General features: G+C 72.0%; 19 protein-coding genes. 9 read left to right on the top strand and 10 right to left on the bottom strand.

Going from position 1 to position 21,260, the window contains the following annotated elements; translation table 11 throughout:
* Positions 1 to 7 precede the first annotated feature (7 nt).
* Both AC07DO_RS32355 and AC07DO_RS32360 read right to left on the bottom strand, forming a co-directional pair.
* Complete coding sequence (locus AC07DO_RS32355) at positions 8 to 1,003, bottom strand: carbohydrate ABC transporter permease (RefSeq protein WP_479064702.1); 996 nt, start codon at positions 1,001 to 1,003, stop codon at positions 8 to 10.
* Positions 1,004 to 1,013: 10 nt separating this feature from the next.
* Positions 1,014 to 2,336, bottom strand: coding sequence for an ABC transporter substrate-binding protein (locus AC07DO_RS32360; protein ID WP_479064703.1), 1,323 nt, complete (start codon positions 2,334 to 2,336; stop codon positions 1,014 to 1,016).
* A 183-nt stretch (positions 2,337 to 2,519) separates the two neighbouring features.
* Here AC07DO_RS32360 and AC07DO_RS32365 point away from each other — a divergent pair, with 183 nt between their 5' ends.
* Positions 2,520 to 3,878 (top strand): ROK family protein, encoded by a 1,359-nt coding sequence (locus AC07DO_RS32365; protein ID WP_479064705.1) that lies wholly within the window; start codon positions 2,520 to 2,522, stop codon positions 3,876 to 3,878.
* Positions 3,879 to 4,169: 291 nt separating this feature from the next.
* Here AC07DO_RS32365 and AC07DO_RS32370 read toward each other — a convergent pair whose 3' ends face one another.
* Positions 4,170 to 6,944, bottom strand: a complete 2,775-nt coding sequence (locus AC07DO_RS32370; RefSeq protein ID WP_479064707.1) for an AAA family ATPase — start codon at positions 6,942 to 6,944, stop codon at positions 4,170 to 4,172.
* Between the two features lie 351 nt (positions 6,945 to 7,295).
* Here AC07DO_RS32370 and AC07DO_RS32375 point away from each other — a divergent pair, with 351 nt between their 5' ends.
* The 4 genes from AC07DO_RS32375 (at position 7,296) to AC07DO_RS32390 (ending at position 10,836) form a co-directional block, all read left to right on the top strand.
* Positions 7,296 to 9,269: an ABC transporter ATP-binding protein gene (locus AC07DO_RS32375; RefSeq protein WP_479064906.1), complete on the top strand. Its 1,974-nt coding sequence runs from the start codon at positions 7,296 to 7,298 to the stop codon at positions 9,267 to 9,269.
* A gap of 122 nt (positions 9,270 to 9,391) precedes the next feature.
* The gene (locus AC07DO_RS32380) at positions 9,392 to 10,204 is read left to right on the top strand and encodes a maleylpyruvate isomerase family mycothiol-dependent enzyme (protein ID WP_479064709.1); all 813 of its coding nucleotides are present in this window, start codon (positions 9,392 to 9,394) and stop codon (positions 10,202 to 10,204) included.
* A 48-nt stretch (positions 10,205 to 10,252) separates the two neighbouring features.
* Positions 10,253 to 10,603 (top strand): hypothetical protein, encoded by a 351-nt coding sequence (locus tag AC07DO_RS32385; RefSeq protein WP_479064711.1) that lies wholly within the window; start codon positions 10,253 to 10,255, stop codon positions 10,601 to 10,603.
* Positions 10,604 to 10,689: 86 nt separating this feature from the next.
* Positions 10,690 to 10,836, top strand: coding sequence for a hypothetical protein (locus AC07DO_RS32390; protein WP_479064713.1), 147 nt, complete (start codon positions 10,690 to 10,692; stop codon positions 10,834 to 10,836).
* 83 nt (positions 10,837 to 10,919) lie between these two features.
* Here the strand turns inward: AC07DO_RS32390 and AC07DO_RS32395 are convergent, their stop codons facing one another.
* Both AC07DO_RS32395 and AC07DO_RS32400 read right to left on the bottom strand, forming a co-directional pair.
* Positions 10,920 to 11,834, bottom strand: coding sequence for an NADP-dependent oxidoreductase (locus AC07DO_RS32395; RefSeq protein ID WP_479064908.1), 915 nt, complete (start codon positions 11,832 to 11,834; stop codon positions 10,920 to 10,922).
* Between the two features lie 43 nt (positions 11,835 to 11,877).
* On the bottom strand, positions 11,878 to 12,540 hold the full coding sequence (locus AC07DO_RS32400; protein WP_479064715.1) for an NADPH-dependent FMN reductase: 663 nt from the start codon (positions 12,538 to 12,540) through the stop codon (positions 11,878 to 11,880).
* Between the two features lie 231 nt (positions 12,541 to 12,771).
* On the opposite strand from AC07DO_RS32400, the gene AC07DO_RS32405 reads away from it, so the two are divergent.
* Both AC07DO_RS32405 and AC07DO_RS32410 read left to right on the top strand, forming a co-directional pair.
* Positions 12,772 to 13,635, top strand: a complete 864-nt coding sequence (locus AC07DO_RS32405) for an ABC transporter substrate-binding protein (RefSeq protein ID WP_479064717.1) — start codon at positions 12,772 to 12,774, stop codon at positions 13,633 to 13,635.
* 33 nt (positions 13,636 to 13,668) lie between these two features.
* Entirely contained in the window at positions 13,669 to 14,004 is a 336-nt protein-coding gene (locus AC07DO_RS32410; RefSeq protein WP_479064719.1) for a DUF952 domain-containing protein, read from the top strand.
* A gap of 11 nt (positions 14,005 to 14,015) precedes the next feature.
* Here AC07DO_RS32410 and AC07DO_RS32415 read toward each other — a convergent pair whose 3' ends face one another.
* The gene (locus AC07DO_RS32415; protein ID WP_479064721.1) at positions 14,016 to 14,576 is read right to left on the bottom strand and encodes a hypothetical protein; all 561 of its coding nucleotides are present in this window, start codon (positions 14,574 to 14,576) and stop codon (positions 14,016 to 14,018) included.
* Between the two features lie 104 nt (positions 14,577 to 14,680).
* Entirely contained in the window at positions 14,681 to 15,277 is a 597-nt protein-coding gene (locus tag AC07DO_RS32420; protein WP_479064724.1) for a CGNR zinc finger domain-containing protein, read from the bottom strand.
* Between the two features lie 55 nt (positions 15,278 to 15,332).
* Here AC07DO_RS32420 and AC07DO_RS32425 point away from each other — a divergent pair, with 55 nt between their 5' ends.
* Positions 15,333 to 15,719, top strand: coding sequence for a PPOX class F420-dependent oxidoreductase (locus AC07DO_RS32425; protein WP_479064728.1), 387 nt, complete (start codon positions 15,333 to 15,335; stop codon positions 15,717 to 15,719).
* Between the two features lie 62 nt (positions 15,720 to 15,781).
* On the opposite strand, the gene AC07DO_RS32430 is transcribed toward AC07DO_RS32425, so the two are convergent.
* Positions 15,782 to 16,807 (bottom strand): tetratricopeptide repeat protein, encoded by a 1,026-nt coding sequence (locus AC07DO_RS32430; protein WP_479064731.1) that lies wholly within the window; start codon positions 16,805 to 16,807, stop codon positions 15,782 to 15,784.
* Positions 16,808 to 16,917: 110 nt separating this feature from the next.
* Positions 16,918 to 17,991 (bottom strand): hypothetical protein, encoded by a 1,074-nt coding sequence (locus AC07DO_RS32435; RefSeq protein WP_479064733.1) that lies wholly within the window; start codon positions 17,989 to 17,991, stop codon positions 16,918 to 16,920.
* A gap of 184 nt (positions 17,992 to 18,175) precedes the next feature.
* Between AC07DO_RS32435 and AC07DO_RS32440 the strand changes: the two genes are divergently transcribed.
* Complete coding sequence (locus AC07DO_RS32440; protein WP_479064735.1) at positions 18,176 to 20,143, top strand: M13 family metallopeptidase; 1,968 nt, start codon at positions 18,176 to 18,178, stop codon at positions 20,141 to 20,143.
* An 18-nt stretch (positions 20,144 to 20,161) separates the two neighbouring features.
* Here the strand turns inward: AC07DO_RS32440 and AC07DO_RS32445 are convergent, their stop codons facing one another.
* On the bottom strand, positions 20,162 to 21,007 hold the full coding sequence (locus AC07DO_RS32445; protein ID WP_479064737.1) for an alpha/beta fold hydrolase: 846 nt from the start codon (positions 21,005 to 21,007) through the stop codon (positions 20,162 to 20,164).
* Between the last annotated feature and the right edge of the window lie 253 nt (positions 21,008 to 21,260).

The following is a 21,260-nucleotide window of genomic DNA, read 5'->3' on the forward strand; positions in this document are numbered from 1 at the left end:
TGAGCGGCTAGACATCGGCGGTCTTCCTTCCCCGCGAGGTCACCAGGAGATAGCCGGCCGTCACCACGAGCAGGAAGAGCAGCAGCAGGACCGACATGGCGGAGCCGGTGCCGAAGTTCCAGGTGACGAACGACGACTGGTAGATGTGGATGGAGACGAGGTCGGCGGCCTCGGGCGCCGACTTGCCGAACAGTACGTACGGCGTGTTGAAGTCGTTGAACGTCCACAGGAAGAGCACCAGGACGAGGACCTGGTTCACGGGCCGCAGTGACGGCAGCGTGATGCGCCGCACCTGCTGCCACATCCCGGCGCCGTCGATCGCCGCCGCCTCGTACTGCTCCTTGGGGATGTTCTGCAACCCTGCCATGACGATGAGGAAGGCGAACGGCCAGCCCTTCCACACCGACACGGTAAGCAGCGCGACGAAGCTGTTGTCGCCGATGAGCCAGAACGGACGGCCGTCGGTGAGCCCCAGCTGGTCGTGGAGCACGTGGTTGATCAGACCGGTGTCGCGCTGGAACATGAACGACCAGGTGATGACGGCCGCGTACACCGGCAGCGCGTACGGAATGAGGAAGACGGCCCGCAGCAGACCGCGGCCGCGGAAGTGCTCCTGCATGAAGACGGCGGCGACGGTGCCGATCAGCCAGCACAGGCCCACGGACAGCACGGTGAACGCGACGGTCACGTAGAACGAGTGCAGCAGCGCCTCGCCGACCGGGGCGTCGAAGTCCACCGACAGCTTGTAGTTGTCCAGGCCCGTCCAGGGGGCGGCGCCCCAGTCGCGGATGAAGAACTGCGTGAGCTCCTTGAAGCTCATCACGATGCCGACGCCCATCGGTATGAGGTGGACGACGAGTTCGAGGAGCAGTGCGGGGAGCAGCAGGAGGTAGGGGAGCGAGACGCGGCGCAGCCGGGCGGGCAGGCGAAGCCGTGGGGGGCGCTTGCCGCCGGGCGGTGCGGCCCGCTCCTTGGAGGGGGGTGGTGTGGTGAGGGTGGTCACGGGTCGGCTCTCAGCTCTTCGGCATCTGCTGCTGCGCCTTGGACAGCTCGGACTTCACGGATTCCGTGGTGACCGGCCTGCCCGCCGCCGCGTCGGCGAACAGCTTCTTGACGGCCGTGCCCACCGACGTCTCGAACTGCGACTCGTTGGGCACCTGCGGCAGCGGCGCGGCGCTCTCGCGGAGCGTGTCGCGCAGCACGGCGGTGTCGGCGCGGTCGAAGGCGGCGTCCTCCTGCGCGGCGGTGACCGGCGGGATCGACCCGTACGCCTTGTTGAGGCGGGTCTGTTCGGCGTCGCTCGTCATGAACTTCACGAACTCGCGGGCGCCGTCGAGGTTGTCGGTGTTCTTGAAGACGGCGAGGTTGATGCCCGCGACCATCGAGTTGACCTGCCGCTCCGCGCCGGGCTTCCCGGACGCCACGGGCACGGGGGCGACGCCCCAGTCGTCGGGCTTCATGCCCTGCGCCTCGAACGTGGTCGCCGCGGCCTGCCACAGCACCATCGCCGTCTTGCCCTGCGCGAAGTCCCGCAGCGACTGGTTCTGCGCGTACTCGGCGTTGCCCGGCGCGACGATCTTGTCCTTGGCCATGAAGTCGACGTACTGCTTCACGGCGGACACCGCACCGGGCGAGGTGAAGGTCGGCCTGCCCTGCGCGTCGAAGAAGTCCGCGCCGTGCTGCTTGCCGAGGGCGAAGGCCTGGTGGATGTTGTTCACCAGGTTCGAACCCTCGGCGCCCAGCGCCCACTTGCCGCCCTTGGAGAGCTTCTTGCCGGCGCTTACGAGGTCGTCCCAGGTGGCCGGCGGCTTGCTGATGCCCGCCTCCTTGAACATGGCCTTGTTGTAGTAGAGGGCGTACGACAGTGAGTACAGCGGCACCGCCGCCGGGTCCTTGCCCTCGGTGCCCGTCGAGCCGAGCGCCGCGTCGACGAAGCGGTCCCTGCCGCCGATCGCCTTGAAGTTCTTCGCGTCCCAGGGGAGCAGGGCGCCGGTGGCCTGGAGCGAGGACGACCAGGTGTTGCCGATGTTGAGGACGTCGGGGCCCTGCCCCGACGTGGTCGCCGCGAGGATCCGGTTGAGCAGGTCGGACCAGGGGACGACCTCCAGCTTGACCTTGATCCCCGTCTGCTGCTCGAACTTCTTCAGCTCGGGCGTGAGGATCTTCTTGTCCGCCGCGATGTTCGGGCCCTGGTTGGAGGCCCAGTACGTGAGCGTCTTCGGCGAGGCGTTGCTGCCCTCGCCGCCGGTGCTCGTGCCGCCGCCGCAGGCCGTGAGGGTGGCACCGGAGAGAGCGGTCACGGTGGCGAGAGCTGCCAAGGCTCGGAGTCTGCGCATGGCGGATCCGTCCCTTTCGTGGTGGATGAACGGGAATGGGGACTGTGGAGCACAGGCGTGAGGAGGCGCCGAGTTCGACGTCTGAACGAATTCACGACTTAATTTAGGACGTGAGTTAAAACCTGAGAGAAAGTCGCGTCAAGGGGTCGCGCACCGGTATGTTGCGGATCGGAGAGGAGCCACATGGCCGAGCGGAGCAGTCGAACGGTGCGCGACCTGCGCGTGGGCAACCGCGCCTCGGTATTGCAACGGTTGTATTTCGGCGGACCGATGAGCCGCCAGGCGCTCGGGCCCGCGACCGGACTCAGTTCGGGATCCGTGAGCAACGTCGTCGCCGAACTCACCGCCGACGGCATCCTGGAGGAGGCGGGCAGCGTCGAGTCCGACGGCGGCCGGCCGCGCACGCTGCTGCGCGTGGCCCCTTCGAGCGGCCGTCTCATCGGTGTCGACGTGGGGGAGACGCGGGTCCGCGTGGAGGCGTTCGACCTGGCGCTCAAGGAACTGGCGCGCACGGAGCGTCCGTTGACGGACTCGGGGCACGACGTGGACACGGTCGTCCGCCACATCGCGGAGGGCGTGGCGGAGGTGGCGGCGCAGGCGGGCATCGAACCCGGCGGGGCGGCCGCTTCCACGACCGGTGTGCCGCTCGGGGGTCTGATCGGTGTGGGGGTGGGCGTGCCCGGGATCGTCGACCGTGACGACGCGGGTGGCGTGGGCGGCACGGTGGTGCACGGTCAGTCCATCGGCTGGGACGCGGTCCCACTGGAACACATGCTGCGCGACGCGATCCAACTCCCCCCGGACACCGCCTACTTCGTCGACAACGGAGCCCGTGCCCTCGGCCAGGCCGAGATGTGGTTCGGCGGCGGCCGGGGCGCACGCGACGCGGCGATCGTGCTGATCGGCTCCGGAGTGGGCGCGTGCGTCGTCACCGGCGGCGTCATCCACGGCGGCGCGCGCGGCGGTCCCGCCGAGTGGGGCCACCTGACGGTGAACGTCCGCGGCCGCCGCTGCCGGTGCGGGGCGCGCGGCTGCCTGGAGGCGTACGCGGGCGCCGAGTCCCTCCTCGCGCGCTGGCAGGAGGCAGGCGGTGTACTGCCGCCCGGCGCCGACGAGGAGACCGGGGTGAGCGCGCTGCTCGCGGCGGCGTATCCGCGGGAAGGTGGAGCGCCCGACCCCGTCGCCGCGACGGTGCTCGACGAGACCGCCGAGTACCTCGGCGCGGGCATCTCCGACCTCGTCAACCTCTTCGGCCCCGAACGCGTCCTCGTCGGCGGCTGGGCCGGCCTCCAACTGGGCCCGCACCTGCTGCCCGCCATCCGCCGGTACGCCGAGTCGTACGCACTCCGCCACCCGGCGGCCCGCGCCACGGTCGACCTCGGCCAACTCGGCCCCGACGCGGTCACGGTGGGCGCGGCGACGCTCCCACTCGCCGACTTCTTCACCCGAGGCGGCCGCCGCGCGACCCCGTCACGCACGGAGGCGGCGACACCGGGGGTGCCGGACTGGCAGGCGGTTCTGGAGGGGCGGGGGGTGTGGTGAGGGGGCGCGGCTGAGGGCTGCGTTGGGGGGTGCGTTTGAAGGGTGTGTTTGAGGGGTGTTTGGGAGTACGCCGCCCAGGGCGCCCGGTGCGGCCGTTCAGGAGGTCGGTTCGGGGGCGCTGCGTCGGGTGGCTGTGTGCCGTTCGGCGTCGGGGGCGCCGTCGGGTGCAGAGGCTCGGGTTCCTCGGAGCACGTCCGGTGCGTTCAGGCGTTTGGGGAGCCGGGTCGGGGGCGGGGGATGGGTGTGCGCTGCTTCGCGTCGGAGCGGGTCGGGTGCGGTGGCCTTGGGTTCTCAGAGGGTGTCCGGCGTGGGTGCGTCGGGTGGGTGTGTGCCGCTTGACGTTGGGGTGCCGTCGGTCTGGTTCACCGCCGCGTACCGCGTGGGCGGCCTCCCCGACTCCATGTCCGCGATGAGCTGATGGATGAGCGCTGCGTCGGGTGCCCCGGTCATGGCGGACACGGTGCGCTCGGACTCCGCACCTCCCGCGGCCCGCACGGCCCGCTCAGGCACCGGACTCCCCGCCGCTGCGGTGACCCCGCCGGCAGCCGTCGGCCCGCAGGGCGCGGCCGCTCCCGCCACCCCCACCGCCCCGGCCAGCGCCTTGTGCGCCCTGCGCCACGCGCGGCTTCGGCGGCCGCGCAGATGGTCGACGAAAGCCTGCGCGTACTGCGTCATCGACCGGGTCCACACATCGTGGCGCACCTGCGGCCCCGCCGAGGCGCGCCGGGCACTGCGCCAGGCGTCGGCCGGACTGACCCCGGCCTGCGCCACCGCGAGCAGCGCCCAACTGACGGCCGCCGGCGGCCCGTGTTCGGCGTGCACGGGAATCGTGTCGGCGGCGGCCCGCAGATGGGCGATGGCCCGCTCGGTCCGCCCCTCCGCGAGAGCCAACGCGCCCAGCACGTGCGAGACCCGCCCCACAGTGGCGTCGTCCCCGGCGAGCACGGCCACGCGCCAGGCCTGGCCGAGCAGTTCGACCGCCTCGGGAGCGGGGGACCCGGCGCACACGGCGAGCCAGCCCGCCAGCCACAACGCCTGCCCGCACACCTGCGTGTCGGACCGGACGAGCGGCAGCAGACGGCGCAGCAGCGCGAGACCCTCCTCGGCGTGACCGCAGACCGCCCACCAGAACCACAGGTCGACGGCGACCGCCAGCGTCGTCGACGCCGGGTCCGTCGCGCTCGGCTCCCTGGCCAGGGCCGCGCGCAGGTCGGCCTCCTCGTCGCGGACCAGTGCGACAGCCTGCTCGTGCAGCCCGCAGCTCCACAAATGGTGGGCGGTGGAGGCGACGTGGGCGTACCAGTAAAGGTGACGGCTGACCGCCGCGGCCGTCTCCCCCGCGGACTGCAGCCGCTCGGCGCCGAACCCGCGGACCGCGGCGGACATCCGGTAGCGCGGAGCGAGGACGCCACCGGGGTCACGGACCGGTTCGAGGACCGAGGCGAGCACGAGACGGGCCAGCGCCGGCGGTACGTCCTGGGCGTCGAGACCGCCGCCCGAGCACACGTACGCGGCCGCGTCCTCGTCGAAGCTCCCGGCGAACACGCTGAGCCGGGCCCACACCGTCCGTTCCGCCGTGCCGCACAGCGCGTACCCCGCTCCGACGGCCGCGCGCAACGACCTGTGCCTGCGCAGCGGCGCGTCCGCCATGCCGAGCCAGCCCTGCGCGGACTCCAGCATCCTGGCGAGCTGCGGCAGCGAGTACTGCACGGCCTGCGCCGCCGCCAACTCGATGGCCAGCGGTATCCCTTCGAGCCGTCGGCAGATGTCGTCCGCGAGCCGCAACTCGTCCACGCGGTCGCCGGGTGTGTGGCGGGGGCCGGTGCGGCCGCCGAGGGGAGGCACGTCGTGTCCCGCGCGGCGCCGGGCGTCCCACATCCGCGCCAGGAAGAGCGCGGCGGCGGGGCCGGCGGTGTCCGGGGTGCGGGGGGAGTCGGTGCGGTCGGTGTGTCCGGTGGGGGCGTCGTGCTCGTCGTGCTCGGTATGTCTAGCGTGCTCGGAGTGCTCGGAGTGGCTGGTGTGCCCCGAGCGCTCGGAGTGTCTGACGTTCCCAGCGTGTTCGGCACGCCTGGCGTGCTCGGTGTGGCCGGTGTGGCCGGTGTGCTCAGTGTGGCTAGGGTGCCCGACGTCTCCAGGGTGCTCGTTGTGTTCAGGGTGCTCGTTGTGTCCGGTGTTCCCGGGGTGTTCGGGGCGCCCGTGGTGCTCGATGGTCCCGGCGTGTTCGGCCTGCTCGTGGTGCTCGGCGTGTTCGGGGCGTTCGGTGTGTCCGTGGTGCTCGGTGTTCCTGGCGTGTCCGGTGTGCTCGTGGTGCTCGGCGTGTTCGGGGCGTTCGGTGTGTCCGTGGTGCTCGGTGTTCCTGGCGTGTCCGGTGTGCCCGTGGTGCTCGGCGTGTCCGGGGTGCTCGGTGGTCCCGGCGTATTCGGCGTCTTCGCTGTGCCCGGGGCCCCCGGCGTGCCCGGCGTGCTCGGTGCGCCCGGGATACCCGGCGTGCCCATCGCGCTCAACGCGACCGTCGCGCCCCGTGCCGTCGACGTGCCCAGCGAGCTCCGTGGACGCGGGCACAGCTCCCCGCACCGCGCCCCCCAACGGCCCGAGCCGCAGCACCGCCTCCTCGCCCAGGCCCAGCGGGTGACGCCCCGCAGCCAGGAGCCGCACGTCAGGGGCTCCGTCGAGGAGCGCCCGTACGACACGCACGCACTCACCCCGTACCGGATCGAAGTCGTCCAGCACCACGAGCATCCGCCGCGACCGCAGCCGATCCGTGAGCACCGCGACCCCGTCCGATCCGGACCCCGGCCCGCACACGCCCACGCCCTCCGCCGGCCCCTCCCTCCCGCCGTCCATCGCGTCCACCACCCTCTCCGCGACCGACCGTCGTCGCGCCGGAATGCCGTCCCACCACCGCACCCGCACCACACCGTCCGGCATCGAACTCCCGACCGCGGCGGCCGCGTGCTCGGCGAGCAGGCTCTTGCCGATCCCCGCGCCGCCCACGACGGTCACGAGCCTGCCCCGGGCGAGCATCCTGCGGAGCGCGCTCAGCTCCTCGGCCCGCCCGACCAGCACTCCGGCGCCCTCCCCACGACCGCCGCGCCCCCGCACCCACCCCTGCTCTCGTTCTCCCGCCCACCCTTGCCATCGCACGCCAGACCCCTACTCCCGCTCGCGTCTCTCACACCGCGAGTCCCTGTGCAGAATCGTCTCTGCACCGCATGCGGCTGACCGACTAACTCCCCTCCAGCGCCCCGGGTAGTGACGTGCGGCCCGAATCATGCGGGACGGCGACTCGTCGCATCCCTGTTCGGTGACACCTGCACGTCAGTCAGGTGGATCAGTCCTCGCTGCGTCCTGTCCGACGTGACCGACGCAGCTCCCACCTCCAGACCCACGCCAACGCCACCCACGGGCACCGAGACGGTGGCCGCCACCCCCGAGAAGCCGGAACGACTGCCCGCGAAGGAGACCTGGCGGGCCCTGTACCGCCACTTCCGCCCGCACCGGGGAGCCGTGGCGCTGGGCGCCTTCCTGACGCTGATCGGCTCGGCGACCGGGCTCGCCCAGCCCCTTGCGGCCAAGACACTCGTGGACCGGCTCGGCGGCGACGACTCCATCGCCGGGATCCTGATCCTCCTCACCGCGCTGGTGGTGCTCGGCACCGCGATCGAGTCCGTCGGAGCATACGTACTGGAGCGCACTGCCGAGTCCGTGGTGCTCGCGGCCCGACGCACCCTCATAGGGCGGCTGCTGCGACTGCGTCTCGGGGAGGTGGAGCGGACCCAGCCCGGTGATCTGATGTCACGGGTCACCTCGGACACCACGTTGCTGCGGGCCGTGACGACCCAGTCCGTGGTGTCCGCGGCCTCCGGAGGACTCACCTTCGTCGCGACGATCGTGATGATGGGGCTCATGGACCCGGTGCTGCTCGGCGTCACGCTCGGCGTGATCGTGCTCATCGGCGGCGCGGTCTCGCTCGTCATGCCGAAGATCGCGCGGGCGACGCAGCGTGCGCAGGAGGCGGTGGGGACGATCTCCACGGCACTGGAGCGGGCGTTCGGCGCCTTCCGTACGCTGAAGGCCTCCGGTGCCGAGCAGCGCGAGTCGGCCGCGGTGGAGGCGGCCGCGCAGGAGGCGTGGCGGCACGGCGTGCGGTCGGCGAAGTGGCAGTCGGTGGCGTGGAGTTCGGTCGGCCTCGCGGTGCAGGTGTCGTTCCTGGCGGTGCTCGGGATCGGTGGCGCGCGGGTCGCGTCGGGTGCGATCTCCGTCTCGACGCTGGTGGCGTTCCTGCTCTTCCTCTTCTATCTGATCGATCCGGTGTCGCGCCTGGTCGAGGCGGCGTCGCAGTACCAGGTGGGGTCAGCGGCGATCGCGCGGATCGTACAGGCGGAACGCCTGGAGACGGAGCGGACGGAGAGCGAGACGGTGGACGGGGTTCAGGGGACCGCACCGACGCCACCCGACGCCGCCGCGTCCGTCGCCTTCGACGACGTGACCTTCCGATACCGCGAAGACCTCCCGTACGTCCACCACGGCGTGACCTTCGACGTGCCGGGGCCGGGCATGACGGCGTTCGTCGGGCCGTCGGGCGCGGGCAAGACGACCGTGTTCGGCCTCATCGAGCGGTTCTACGAGGTGACGGGCGGCCGGGTCCTGGTCGACGGCAAGGACGTACGGGAGTGGCCGCTCGCCGAACTGCGGGCCACGATCGGGTACGTGGAGCAGGACGCGCCCGTACTCGCGGGCACCCTGCGCGAGAACCTCCTCTTCGCGGCACCGCACGCCACGGACTCCGAGATCCGGGAGGTCCTGGTGCGTGCACGGCTCGACGCGGTCGTCGAGCGGCTGCCCGAAGGCCTGGACACGGTCGTCGGCCACCGGGGCTCCAAGTTGTCGGGCGGCGAGCGACAGCGGGTGGCGATCGCGAGGGCACTGCTGCGCAAACCACGCCTCCTGCTCCTCGACGAGGCGACCTCGCAGCTGGACGCGGTCAACGAACTCGCGCTGAGGGACGTGGTGGCCGAGGTGTCCCGCGAGGTCACGGTCCTGGTGGTGGCCCACCGCCTGTCGACCGTGACGCTGGCCGACCGGATCGTGGTGATGGACGCGGGGAAGGTACGCGCGGTGGGTACGCACACGGAACTCGTGGCCGCGGACCCGCTGTACGGGGAACTGGCGGCGACCCAGTTCCTGGCAACGACGGCAGGCCCGGCGACGCCGGAGGCTCCGGCGACGTCAGCGAGTCCGGCGCCGCCGGGCGGTGCGACGACGTCGGCGAGCGCGGCAACGTCAGCGAGCTCGGCCACGCCCTCAAGCCCAGCCATGCCAGAAGGTCCAGCCGAGCCAGAGGGGCCGGCGATGCCGGAAAGCTCACCGACCTCGACGCGGTCCGCATGACCGACAGAGCGAAGCCTCCCCCGGAGTCGAAACCCCCGTCCCCTGCCCTCGCCCCCGCACCCGTCCTCACGAGCCCCTGGTTCGTGCCGAGCACACTGCGGGCCGTGGTCTACCGTGACGCCATGACGCGTCCGAGCCTTCACGCGGTCCACGACCGCTACGCCGACCGAATCATCGACCAGACCGCCCAGTTGACCTCGACCATCGCGGGGGCCGACGCCACCGCGCCCGTGCCCGGATGCCCCGGCTGGACCCTCGCCCACCTGCTGCGCCACGTGGGCGGCGCGCACCGCTGGGCCGAGACGGTCGTCCGGACCCGGGCCACCGGACCCGTGCCGGACGAGCAGGTCAACCTCGTCACACCCGAAGCGGACGACGACGTCCCGGCGCTGTCCGCCTGGCTCACCGAAGGCGCCGTGCGGTTCGCGGACACGCTGCGCGAGGCGGGGCCCGAAGTGCGGGTGTGGACCGTCGCGCCGGGCGGCACGCCCCTCTTCTGGGCGCGCCGCATGACGTACGAGACGGTCGTCCACCGCTTCGACGCGACCGCCGCGGTCGGCGGAACGTACACCCTCGACGCGGACGTCGCCCTCGACGGCCTCGAAGAGTGGCTGGAGTTCAGCACGCTGCCCCAGGCCTACGCATCGGAGGCCGAGCTGCGGTCGCTGCTGAGCCCCGACCGCACCCTGCACTTCCACGCAACGGACGCCCCCGAGGGGACGGGGGAGTGGCTGATCGACCTCACCGGCGCACCGATCACCATCTCCCACGACCACAAGAAGTCGACGACAGCCGTGCGCGGCCCGCTCACCGACCTCCTGCTCCTCCTCTACCAACGCCGCGCCCCGACGCCCGCCGACGGCATCGAAGTCCTCGGCGACGAGGCCCTGTTCGCCGACTGGGTGCGGGGCGCGGGGCACTGGCTGCGAAGGTGACCCAGGGCAGCGAGCAGGTCCATGATCACCGCGGATAGGGTGGCCGCCATGTCCTCCGTACTCGTGGTGGGTTACGACCCCGAAGCTCTGCCCGGCACCGATGCCGAGGCCGTCGTCGCCGCGCTGGACGCGGAGTCGGCGCGGTTCCGCGAGCGCGGCATCGATGCGGACGTCGCCCTGGTGTCGTTCGGCGCGGCGGCGGAGGGCACGCTCGTGGCGTCGCTGTCCGAGCGTCCCTGGGACGTGGTGGTCGTCGGCGGGGGCATCCGCAAGACGGAGCAACTGCTCCCGCTCTTCGAGCGGATCGTGAACCTCGTCCGGCGCCATGCGCCGCAGGCGGCCATCGCGTTCAACAGCGGCGTCGGGGACAGCGTGGAGGCGGCGGAGCGCTGGCTCTGAGCGCGAAGGCCCGGGGGAGGGGGAAGGGGGAGCGCATCGGTGGGAATTCCGTTGCCGCGCGCCCGCCTCGGCGTGATGATCCCCGGATGGCTTCCACCCCTGCGCCCGACGGGCGCGCCGGCATCGACGCCGCCCTGGTCCGACGCCTGATCGCCGGCCAGTTCCCGCGGTGGAGCGACCTGCCCGTGACGCCGGCCCTCGCCGACCACGACCGGTGCGCTCATGCCCAATGATCGTGCGCCGCGGCTGCGTTCGAGACGATGAGACGGTGCTTCGGGACGTGCCGTGTCGCGTCGGCGCGGTGACGGTCAGTCGATCAGTCGACTGTGAGGACCACCTTGCCCCGGCCGTGCCGCGTGGCCACGAGGCGGTGCGCCTCCGCAGCCCGCTCCAGGGGGAACGTCGCACGCAGGTGCACGTCCACCGCGCCCTTCTCGTACAGCGCGGTGAGTTCGGCCAGCCGGGCCGCGGACCTGCTGCCGCCCCAGTCGGGCAGCCCGAGGCGCGCCGCCTCTTCCATGGCGACCATCGTGACGACCCGCTCGCGGTCCTTGGCCACGGCCACGGCGGCCCGCAGCCCCTCAGGCCCGGCCGCGTCGAGCGCCGCGTCCACGCCGTCCGGCGCGACGGCGAGGATGCGGTCGACGAGTCCCGCGCCGTACGTCACGGGGATCGCCCCGAGCGATCGCAGATGGTCGTGGTTGACCTCGCCGGCCGTGCCGATCACGGTCGTCGCGCCCCAGGCCCGCGCCAACTGCACGGCGAACGTGCCGAGCGCGCCGGCCGCCGCACCGATCAGGACGGTGTCCCCGGAGCGCACGCGCAACTGGGAAAGGGCGAGGTGGGCGCCCTGGCCGTTGCCGGAGAAGCCGCCTGCGACCGGCCACGGCATGGTCGGCGGTTTGTGGACCAGCTGTTCGGCGGGCACCGACGCGTACTGGGCGTATCCGCCGAGCAAGGAGTACCCGAACACCTCGTCACCCGGTACGAAGTCGCCGACACCCCCGCCGACCAGGTCCACGACGCCCGCGAACTCGTTGCCGGGGACGACCGGGAACCCCGGTTCGGTGCCCGGCGGCACCCAGCCCTCCCGCACCCCGAGGTCGAACGGCTGGACCCCGGCGGCTCTGACCCGCACCCGGACCTCACCGGGGCCCGGTTCCGGGGCGTCGAGCTCCATCGGCCGCAGGACCTCCGGCGGGCCGTAGGCGGTCAGTGCGGCGGCCAACATCTTCACTGCAACTCCCTTGTCGTGCATGCGTCGTGGCGTGGCATCAGGCGGCGTACGGGTGCACCGTCTTGCCGTCGCGCAAGGTGCGGCCCCACCACATGAGCTGGTCGAGCATCGTCTTGGCCGCGGTCTCCGGGCCGGCCGGGTCGATCGGCTCGCCGGACCCGTCGAAGCAGCTCCGCGCGCCGTGGAAGCTCACGGTGTCGCGCACCGTCACCGCGTGGAGCTCCGCGAAGACCTGCCGCAGATGTTCGACGGCGCGCAGGCCGCCCGACAGGCCGCCGTAGCTGACGAAGCCCACCGGCTTGGCGCGCCACTCCGCGTAATGCCAGTCGATCGCGGTCTTCAGCGGCGCCGGGAAACTGTGGTTGTACTCGGGTGTGACGATGACGAACGCGTCCGCCGCGTCGATGCGGGCGGCGACGTCATCGACCTGCGGGCCGGGCCTGCCGGACAGCCCGTCCGGCAGGCGCGCCTCGGCCAGATCGATCACGTCGACGTCCAGATCGTGGCGGGGCGCGGTCTGGCGCAGGAACCAGGCGGTGACGGTCGGTGCGAAGCGGCCCTCCCGCGTGCTCGCGACGATGACGGCCAGCTTGAGGGCCTCCCCGCCCTCGACGAGAGCGCCTTCGTCAGGACCGCCTTCGGCGAGACCGCCCCCGACAAGACCATCCCTGACCGTCCGTTGCGTGGCGTGCGTGTTCATGGTTGCCTCCCGGCTCGTTGCTGGCTCGCGCCTGACACCGACGAAGCTACGAACCCGCACCCCACCCCCGCATCTGTCGCACGACCGGGATCGGTACCTGCGCGAGGCCTAGGCCCACCGGCGGAGGGCGGGGGCCGACCCGTGTACGCCGGGGTGCGCCCGGGCAGGTAGCAGCGGGACGGCCACGGCGGGACAGGCCACGGCACGGGACGGCAGGAGGAGTCGGAGATCATGGCACAACACACGGCCAACGACTGGGAGTTCACCGACGACAGGGACCACCTGGTGAGGACCGCACACCGCCCGTCCCGGCTCGTCGCCTACGTGCCGACCGGCGCGGCCCTGCACGACCACGGCATACGGCCCGTCGGCGTCTTCGGCTCCGCGCACGACGACCCGGCCCTGCCCGACCCGGCCAAGACGGGCAGCCTTCCCCTCGCCGGCCTCCCCTACTTCGGCGCGGGCCCCGCACTCGACCTCGACGCCCTCCTCGCCGCGAGGCCCGACCTGGTCGTGGCGCTCACCTACGGCGGCGGCCAGGTCTACGGCATCGACCCGGAGGCCGCCAAGCACCTGGAGGAGCAGATCCCGCTCGTCGTGCTCGATGTCGGCGGAGGCCGCAGCCTCACCGGGATCAGGGACCGCCTCACCGACCTCGCACGCAGCCTGGGCGCCGCCCCTGACCCGGAGGCGGCCGCCGAACTCGCCGCCGCCGAGCGCCGGTTGGCCGCCTCCGCCGCGGGCCCCGTACGTTCACGCGTGCTCGCCCTCTCCCCGGCGGGACCCGACTCCGTCCACCTGGCGAGGCCCTACGCCTGGCCCGACCTCGCCGCCCTCGCCGGGTTCGGCGTCGGCCTCGTGGACCCCGCGCCGGGGCAGGGCGCGAACTGGTCCACGACGACGTGGGCCGAGGCGGCCGCACTGGAACCCGACCTCGTCCTCACCGACGTACGAGGCAACGCGGCAGCCCTCGGGGACGCACTGGGTCCGCACATCCCCACCCTCTCCTGGAACCCCGAAATGCCCCCCAGTGCCAGGGAGCACACCCGCTTCCACACCGCCGTCGCCGACGCGCTGGCGGCCGTACGGCCCTGACCGGGGTGAACGTGGTCCGCGTACCGTTGATCCATGACACGACTGCTGCACATCACCGAGCGCGCCCTGTGGGACGCCGCGAGGGAAGCCGGGACGTACGAGATGTCGACCCGCGGCAAGACGCTGGGCGACGTGGGATTCATCCACTGCTCGCTGCCCGAACAGCTGCCGAAGGTCGCCGAGTTCCTCTACGGGAAGTACGACGGGCCCGACGAGCTGGTGGTCCTCGGCATCGACAGCGAACGTCTCACCGCACTGGTGCGGTTCGAGGCGCCGCGGCCCGGCGCGGAGGAATTCCCGCACATCTACGGGCCGTTGCCCGTCGACGCGGTGGTCGAGGTGTCCCCGTGGGGTGCGGCTCCGGCGTGACGGCCGACCCTTCAGGGGAGGTCGAAGGTAACCACGGTGCGTGCCGGGACGCGCAGGATATCCCGGGCGATGGGAGAAGTCTCGACGGTGACATTGACACCGTTGTCCGCGGGTCCGGTGGGGTGGAATTCCCAGACCGGGCCGCGCAGCGGTGACCCGCACAGGCCCTCGGGGAGCTCGATCTCGTCGGCGGCGACTCCCTTCTCGCCGTACTTCTCGTCGAACAGCGCCCCGCCCCGGGGGAGGATGCCGACACGGTGCAGATAGTCCGGTATCTGACCGCTCACGAAGGTGACTTCGGCGGTGCCGCCCCTCGTGTAGTAGTGCACGTCCGAGGCATCGGCCGGAAGGGCGGCGCCCCCGGCCACGATCACGCGGGGCAGTTCCACCGCGCTTCCCTCGCACGCCCGCGCATCACCGAACGGGTGGAAGAGTTCCTCGCGGAACAGCCAGACCACACCGCCGCCCAGCACGGCCAGGGTCAGTAGCGCGACCCCCAGACATGACAGCCTCCGCCGCCGGCGGACCCGCTTGTCGACCGCCTGTGAACCGGCGCTGCCGCAGTCCTCCATGACGTTCCGCCCCCGATCTTCCATGTGCATGATCACGGGGAGCATACGCCGCTGGTCAGCACACCTCCGCGCCGCACCGGCATCGGCAGCCGGAGCATGTGGACTCAGCTCTCCTCGGAGCGGCGCGCGCGCAGTGTCCGTACCTTGTGGCGGTTGCCGCAGTGTTCCATCGAGCACCAGCGCCGACGGCCGGGGCGCGAGGTGTCGACATAGACCAGGGCGCAGTCCCCGGCCGAACAGGTGCGGATGCGGTGCGCGAACGGTCCCGTCAGGAGGTCCACCGCGTCCCGGGCGACGGTGGCGAGCAGCCGGGTGCCGTCCGCGGGCCCGGCCCAGGCGCGCCCGCCGTCCGGCCCGACGGCAGGGACCAGCGGCGCATGGGCCGCCGCCGCGTTGACGGCGGCGATGTCGGCCGGGTCCGCGCGCTCGTCGTGGGCCCGCGCGGTCGTCACGCGGAACAGCGCGTCGCGCAGCCGCCGCGCGTCCGCCACCTCGGTGTCGGACACGGCGAGGACCGGGGTGGGCGTCAGCCGTGACCGCTCCGCCCAGTCGGCCAGGTCGCCGGGCGCGTGCAGCACCTCGTACCGCCGGAGCTCACCCGGACCGCCGGTGGGGAGGAGTTCCAGGCAGAGCGCGCCGGGGTCGAACCGGTAGGTGGACCCGCTGTAGGAGCGCAGCACGAGGCCGGGGGGCTGTTCCATGTAACCAATATAAGGAGTTACGTGGCGAGCGTACGGCGCGCCCTAGACTCTCGACATGCCCGACACCTCGCTGGCACAGCTCAGCTCCGGAAAGTACCTGCTGGTCAGCACCTACCGGAAAGACGGCACCCTGGTGCCGACGCCCGTCTGGGTCGTCGAGGACGGCGATGCCCTCGGCATCTGGACGCCCGGCGCATCCTGGAAGGTGAAGCGGATCCGCGGGCGCGCGGACGTCATGGTCGGCCCGTGCGACCGGCGGGGCAAGCCGACCGGCGATCAGGTGCCCGCCACCGCCGAGATCTGCCCGCCCGACGTCACCGCCCGTTACCGCACCCTCATCCTGCACAAGTACGGGCTGCCCGGCTTCCTCACCCTGTTCGGCAGCCGGATCCGCCGCGGCCTCAAGGGCACGGTCGGGGTCCGCATCACCCTCACAGGCTGAGCTCGTAGACCGGTGGCCCCGCCCCGGCCGCCACCCTGACGGCGGCGCCGGGGTGCGGAAGGTCAGGCTCCGACGGCGCAAGCCGCCTCGGCCCGGAACGCGACCACCATGTCGCGGGCGTGCCGCAGTCCCATGCGGTCGAAGTCCGCCTCAAGGGTGGCCAGTTCGGCGAGCGTCGCCTCCCGGTCGCGCCCGAGACGCGCCCGGCACTTGGCCAGGCCGAGCCGGGAGAGCGCGGTGCCGCGCGGCTCCCGCATCGCGGTGAACTCGTCGAGGGCAATGGCGTACGTCTCGCGTGCCGCCACGTAACGCCCGGCGCGGTACAGGACGTTGCCGCGCATCTTGTGGTTGTAGGCGAGCGCGCTCGCCAGGTCCATGGCCCGGCATACGGCCTCCGCCTCGGAGAGCAGCTCCAGGGCGCGGTCCGGGTCGCCCCGCAGGGACAGCACGTCGGCCACGCCCCGCAGCGACCAGGCGCGCCCCCGCGCGTCGTCCGCGTCGGTCGCGATCCGCACCGACTCCTCGAACAGCTCCAGGGCCCTCGCGTGCTCGCCGCGGTTGCGGTGCATCTGCGCTATCCCGGTCATCGCCCACACCATGTGCCGCGCCTCGCCGCGCGCCCGCCCCTGCTCGAGCAGTTCCTCGTGGAGTGCGGCGACGGCCGCGTAATCCCCCTGGATGCGCCCCGTCTCGGCGAGACCCGCGAGCGCGTAGCCGTGCGCGAGCCGGTCACCGCTGCCCGACGCCAGCTCCACGGAGTGGGCGAGCAGCCGCCGCGCGAGCCGCAGCGACCCGCACTGCCGCGCCAGGGTGCCACCGCTCCACAGCGCCCACGCCATGGCCCCCGCGTCCCCCGCGGCGCGGGCGCTGCGGTAGCTCTGCCGCCAGGCGGCACCCGCGTCGTCGACCCGGCCGAGCCGCCTGCTCGCCTCCGCGAGCGCCAGCGCCGCGCGCGCCCGCTCGACCGCGCCTTCCGCCCGGGACAGCGCACGGCCGGCCGACGCGCGCACGTCCTCGTACGAGGAGTTCACGCTCAGCTCCGAGCCCAGCTCGCCCTGGTACTCCGGGGCGAATGCCTTGACGTACATGGATGCGAAGCCTTTCGATCGTCCGGCAAACCGACATGATCAAAAAGCTACGAGCGGGGCCCGGTCCCGCGAATCCCTCCCGATAGGGGTCCTCGCGTACGACTCGAGTGCTACGAGAGGGGGCCCTGGTCAGACTCGGGACGTACGGCCGCCGTCCGGAGAGCCGAGATGCACGCGCCGAGGGCCTGCTGGAGGTCTTCGAGGCGCTTGACCATGTCGTCCTCGTAGATGTCGTCGATGTCATCGACGTCGTCGAACGTCAGCTCCTCGAAGACCTTCGTGGCCTTCTGCAGGCTGCTGTAGAACTTCGCGCGCCGCTCCTGGACCCGCAGTTCCGGGTCGCTCTGGACGGTCTGGGCCACCAGGTCGCGCACGGTGTCGTACGCCTCGCGCGCCCACTCCCCGGACTCCTCGCCGTCGTCCAGCTCGTCGATGAGCGAGAGGTGGCGCTCGGCCTCCTCGCGCAGCTCGGCGGGCGCGTCGATCATCTGTCCTGCGGGCGTCTTGACCTGGCCCTTCTCCACGATCTGGCGGACGTAGTCGACACGGTCGCCGGCCTTGGACTCGGCCGCCACGGCCTTCTTGAGGTCGTCGGTGCGCACGATGTCGCGGACCAGCTCGGTGCGGAGCGCTGGGTCCTCGTCCAGGCGGTCCATCAGGGCCTTGCGGGCCGCCTCGGCGGTGCCGGGGTCGGCGAGGATCGCGGCACGCAGCGCGGTGGGGTTCTCCGCGACCTCCAGGGCCTTGGTGGGACGGATGCCCTCGGCCTCCGCGGCCTCCGTGATCGCCTCGCCGCGCTGGGTCAGGGCGCTGGAGCGGGCGCTGTAGTACGACAACCAGACGTCGGCGTCCGGCAGTTCCACGTCCATGCCGGGGGAGAGCGCCTCGAAGTGCGGCACCATCCCGTCGTCGGCGGCCTTGTCCCACGCCTTGTAGTACCGCATGACGCGGTCGGCCGAGCAGCCCGCCAGCTCCGCGAACTCCTTCGCGGAGATCTTCGGCGTCTCGCCCGCGCTCTGCCCGCCGGGCCGCACGCTGCGGGCGACCTTGAGACCGAAGGCCCAGCCGCCGGTGCGCGCGTAGACCCCGAAGTCGCGGGCGTCCTCGGCGATCAGTGCGGCCGTGTCGGCGGTGGCCTCGGAAGAAGCGGCGCTTTCCTGGGACGGGACGATGGCTACGGTCACAGAGCTGCTCCTGGGTGTCACAGGCGTACGAAGGTTGACGCGATACTTTATCGCTCCTATTGAGATGTTTTGCGCGCGAGTTGGTGCGCCGCCGGACCGCCCGGCAGCAGCTCGCTGTTCGCTCCTCGCCGAACGACCCCCGCAGCCCGTCGTTCCGGGGCGACCCCTCGCATAGGCTGCCCGGATGAGCATTCTGGATGACGCCCGCCCGGGCATGAACCCCGACATCCGGCCGCAGGACGATCTCTTCGGCCACGTCAACGGCGTCTGGCTGGACACCGAGAAGATTCCCGACGACCGTTCCAGCTGGGGCCCCTTCGTGGAGCTGGCCGACACCGCGGAGCAACAGGTCAAGACGATCATCCAGGAGCTGGCCGAGGAGGTCTCGTCCGGCGGGGGCGCGGTCTCCGAGGACGCCCGGAAGATCGCCGCGCTGTACGCCTCCTTCATGGACGAGGAGACCATCGCCGCGCGTGGCCTCGCCCCGGCCCAGCCCCTGATCGACGAGGCCCTGGCCGTGCGGGACACCCGGGAGCTCGCGGCGTTCATCGGCCGCTTCGAGCGGATCGGCGGCTCCGGCCTCTTCGGTGCCTACGTGGACACGGACGACCGCGACTCCGACCGCTATCTCTTCAACATCCTCCAGGGCGGACTCGGCCTCCCCGACGAGTCGTACTACCGCGAGGACAAGTTCGCCGAGATCCGCGAGAAGTACGTCGCGTACCTCACCGAGCTCCTCACCCTCGGCAAGCACGCCGACCCGGCGGACGCCGCGAGGACCGTCCTCGCCCTGGAGACGAAGCTCGCCGCGGGCCACTGGGAGCGCGCCGAGACCCGGGACGTCCTCAAGACCTACAACCTCACCACCGTCGACGAGCTCACCGCACTGGCGCCGGAGTTCGACTGGCGCGGCTACGCCACCGCGCTCGGCGGTTCGGACGCCACCATCGCGGAGACCTGCGTCCGCCAGCCGTCCTACCTCACCCACCTCTCCGCGCTCCTCGCCGAGGTGCCGATCGAGCAGTGGCGGGACTGGCTCCTTACGCGCGTGCTGCGCGCCTGCTCGCCCTACCTCACGGACGAGTTCGTGCGGAACAACTTCGAGTTCTACGGCCGCACCCTCAACGGCACCCCGGAGATGCGGGCCCGCTGGAAGCGAGCCGTCGCGTTCGTGGAGGGAGCCATCGGCGAGGCCGTCGGCAAGCAGTACGTCGCGCGGCACTTCCCGCCGGCCTCCAAGGCCAAGATGGACGACCTCGTCGCCAACCTCCTCGAGGCCTACCGGCAGTCGATCGCCCGCCTCGACTGGATGACCGACGACACGAAGGAGCGCGCGTACGAGAAGCTCGCCACCTTCCGCCCCAAGATCGGCTACCCCGACACCTTCCGCGACTACTCCGCGCTCCAGGTGTCGCCCGACGACCTCCTCGGCAACGCGCAGGCGGCCGCCGCCTTCGAGTCCGACCGGGAGCTCGCCAAGATCGGTTCGCCGGTCGACCGCGACGAGTGGTTCATGCTGCCGCAGACGGTCAACGCGTACTACAACCCGGGCACCAACGAGATCTGCTTCCCCGCGGGCATCCTGCAGAAGCCGTTCTTCTCGCCCGACGCCGACCCGGCGGAGAACTACGGCGGTATCGGCGCGGTCATCGGCCACGAGATCGGCCACGGCTTCGACGACCAGGGCGCCCAGTACGACGGCGCGGGCAACCTCAACGACTGGTGGACCGCCGACGACAAGACCGCGTTCGAGGCGAAGTCGAAGGCGCTCGTCAAGCAGTACGACGGCTTCTCGCCCCGCAACCTCCCCGGCGAGTTCGTCAACGGCTCGCTCACCGTCGGCGAGAACATCGGTGACCTGGGCGGCCTGACCATCGGGCACACCGCGTACCTGATCTCCCTCGACGGGGCGCCGATGCCCGAGAGCGACGGCATGACCGGCTCGCAGCGGCTCTTCAAGAACTGGGCGTACTGCTGGCGGACCAAGCGCCGCAAGGAGCAGGAGCAGCAGTACCTCACGATCGACCCGCACTCGCCGCCGGAGTTCCGCGCCAACATCGTCCGCAACCTCGACGAGTTCCACGAGGCCTTCGGCACGGCCGAGGGCGACGGACTGTGGCTCGACCCGTCGGAGCGCGTACGGATCTGGTGAGACAGGGACCCAGGTCCCTCAGCTGAGGAACGACCCGGTCGCCGCCACGAACGCGGCCGGGTCGTCAAGCCAGGGGAAGTGCGCGGCGCCGGGCTGCACCACCAGCTCGGCGCCCGGGAACAGCTTCGCGAGCTCGGCCATCGCGGGCGGCGGTGAGTTCAGGTCGGCCTCCCCGGCGAGCACGAGCACCGGGCACTCCAGCCGGGTGAGCGCGGCCCGCGTGCCCTCCGGGTCGTAGACACCCTCGGCGCCGAACGCCGCGGCCGCCTCGTCGTTGCGCTGCCCGTCCTCGGCGGCCCGATGGGCCTGTGCCGCCTCGTCCCAGCGGCCGTAGGCGAACGGCGCGATCGCCTCGAAGGCCTCGGCCGTCGCCCGGCCGCCCACGATCTCCTCCAGGGCCGCGAAGGCCACCGGGAACCACGGCTCGTCCTGCCGCAGCAGTGCCGTCTCGCGCCGGACGGAGCCGTCGACCGCGATGCCGACGGCCATCACACTCGGCGTGATCAGCGCCAGCCTGCCGACGCGCTGCGGGTACCGGGCCGCGTAGAGGACCGCGAGATTCGTGCCTCCCGAGTGCGCGAGGAGATCCAGCGTCTCCAGACCGAGGTGCACGCGCAGCGCCTCCACGTCGTCCACGAGACGGTCGCAGCGGTACGAGGAGCGGTCCTCCGGAACGGCGGAGCGGCCGGTGCCGCGCAGATCCAGCATGAGCAGCGGCCGCCGCGCGGCAAGGCCGCCGAGGTCCCCGAGGTACGCGGAATCCTGCATCGGCCCGCCCGGCAGACAGATCACGGGAGCGCCCCCTCCGTCCCCGACGACGTGATGGGCGAGTTCGGTTCCGTCGGGCGCGGCGAAGGTAGGCATGGCCGTGACCATGTCAGCAGCGCAGGTCCGGAGCAAACGAATTACCGGGCCTTTCGCGCCACCAGAGGCAGGGCCTAAGTCCCCGAAGTCCATGCGGAAGGTCCCGGTACGCGAGCTTCCGTTTGCGGAACCACTCGCGGGACCGCACATACCGGGTGGAAAGAGAGCGCTGTGCACAGGGACATCGACATAGACAGAGACCGGGAGCGGCGGGCCCGGGGCGAGGCATCGACTCCGGATGCGAACGGCCGGG

Source organism: Streptomyces sp. NPDC045678 (genome assembly GCF_056432085.1).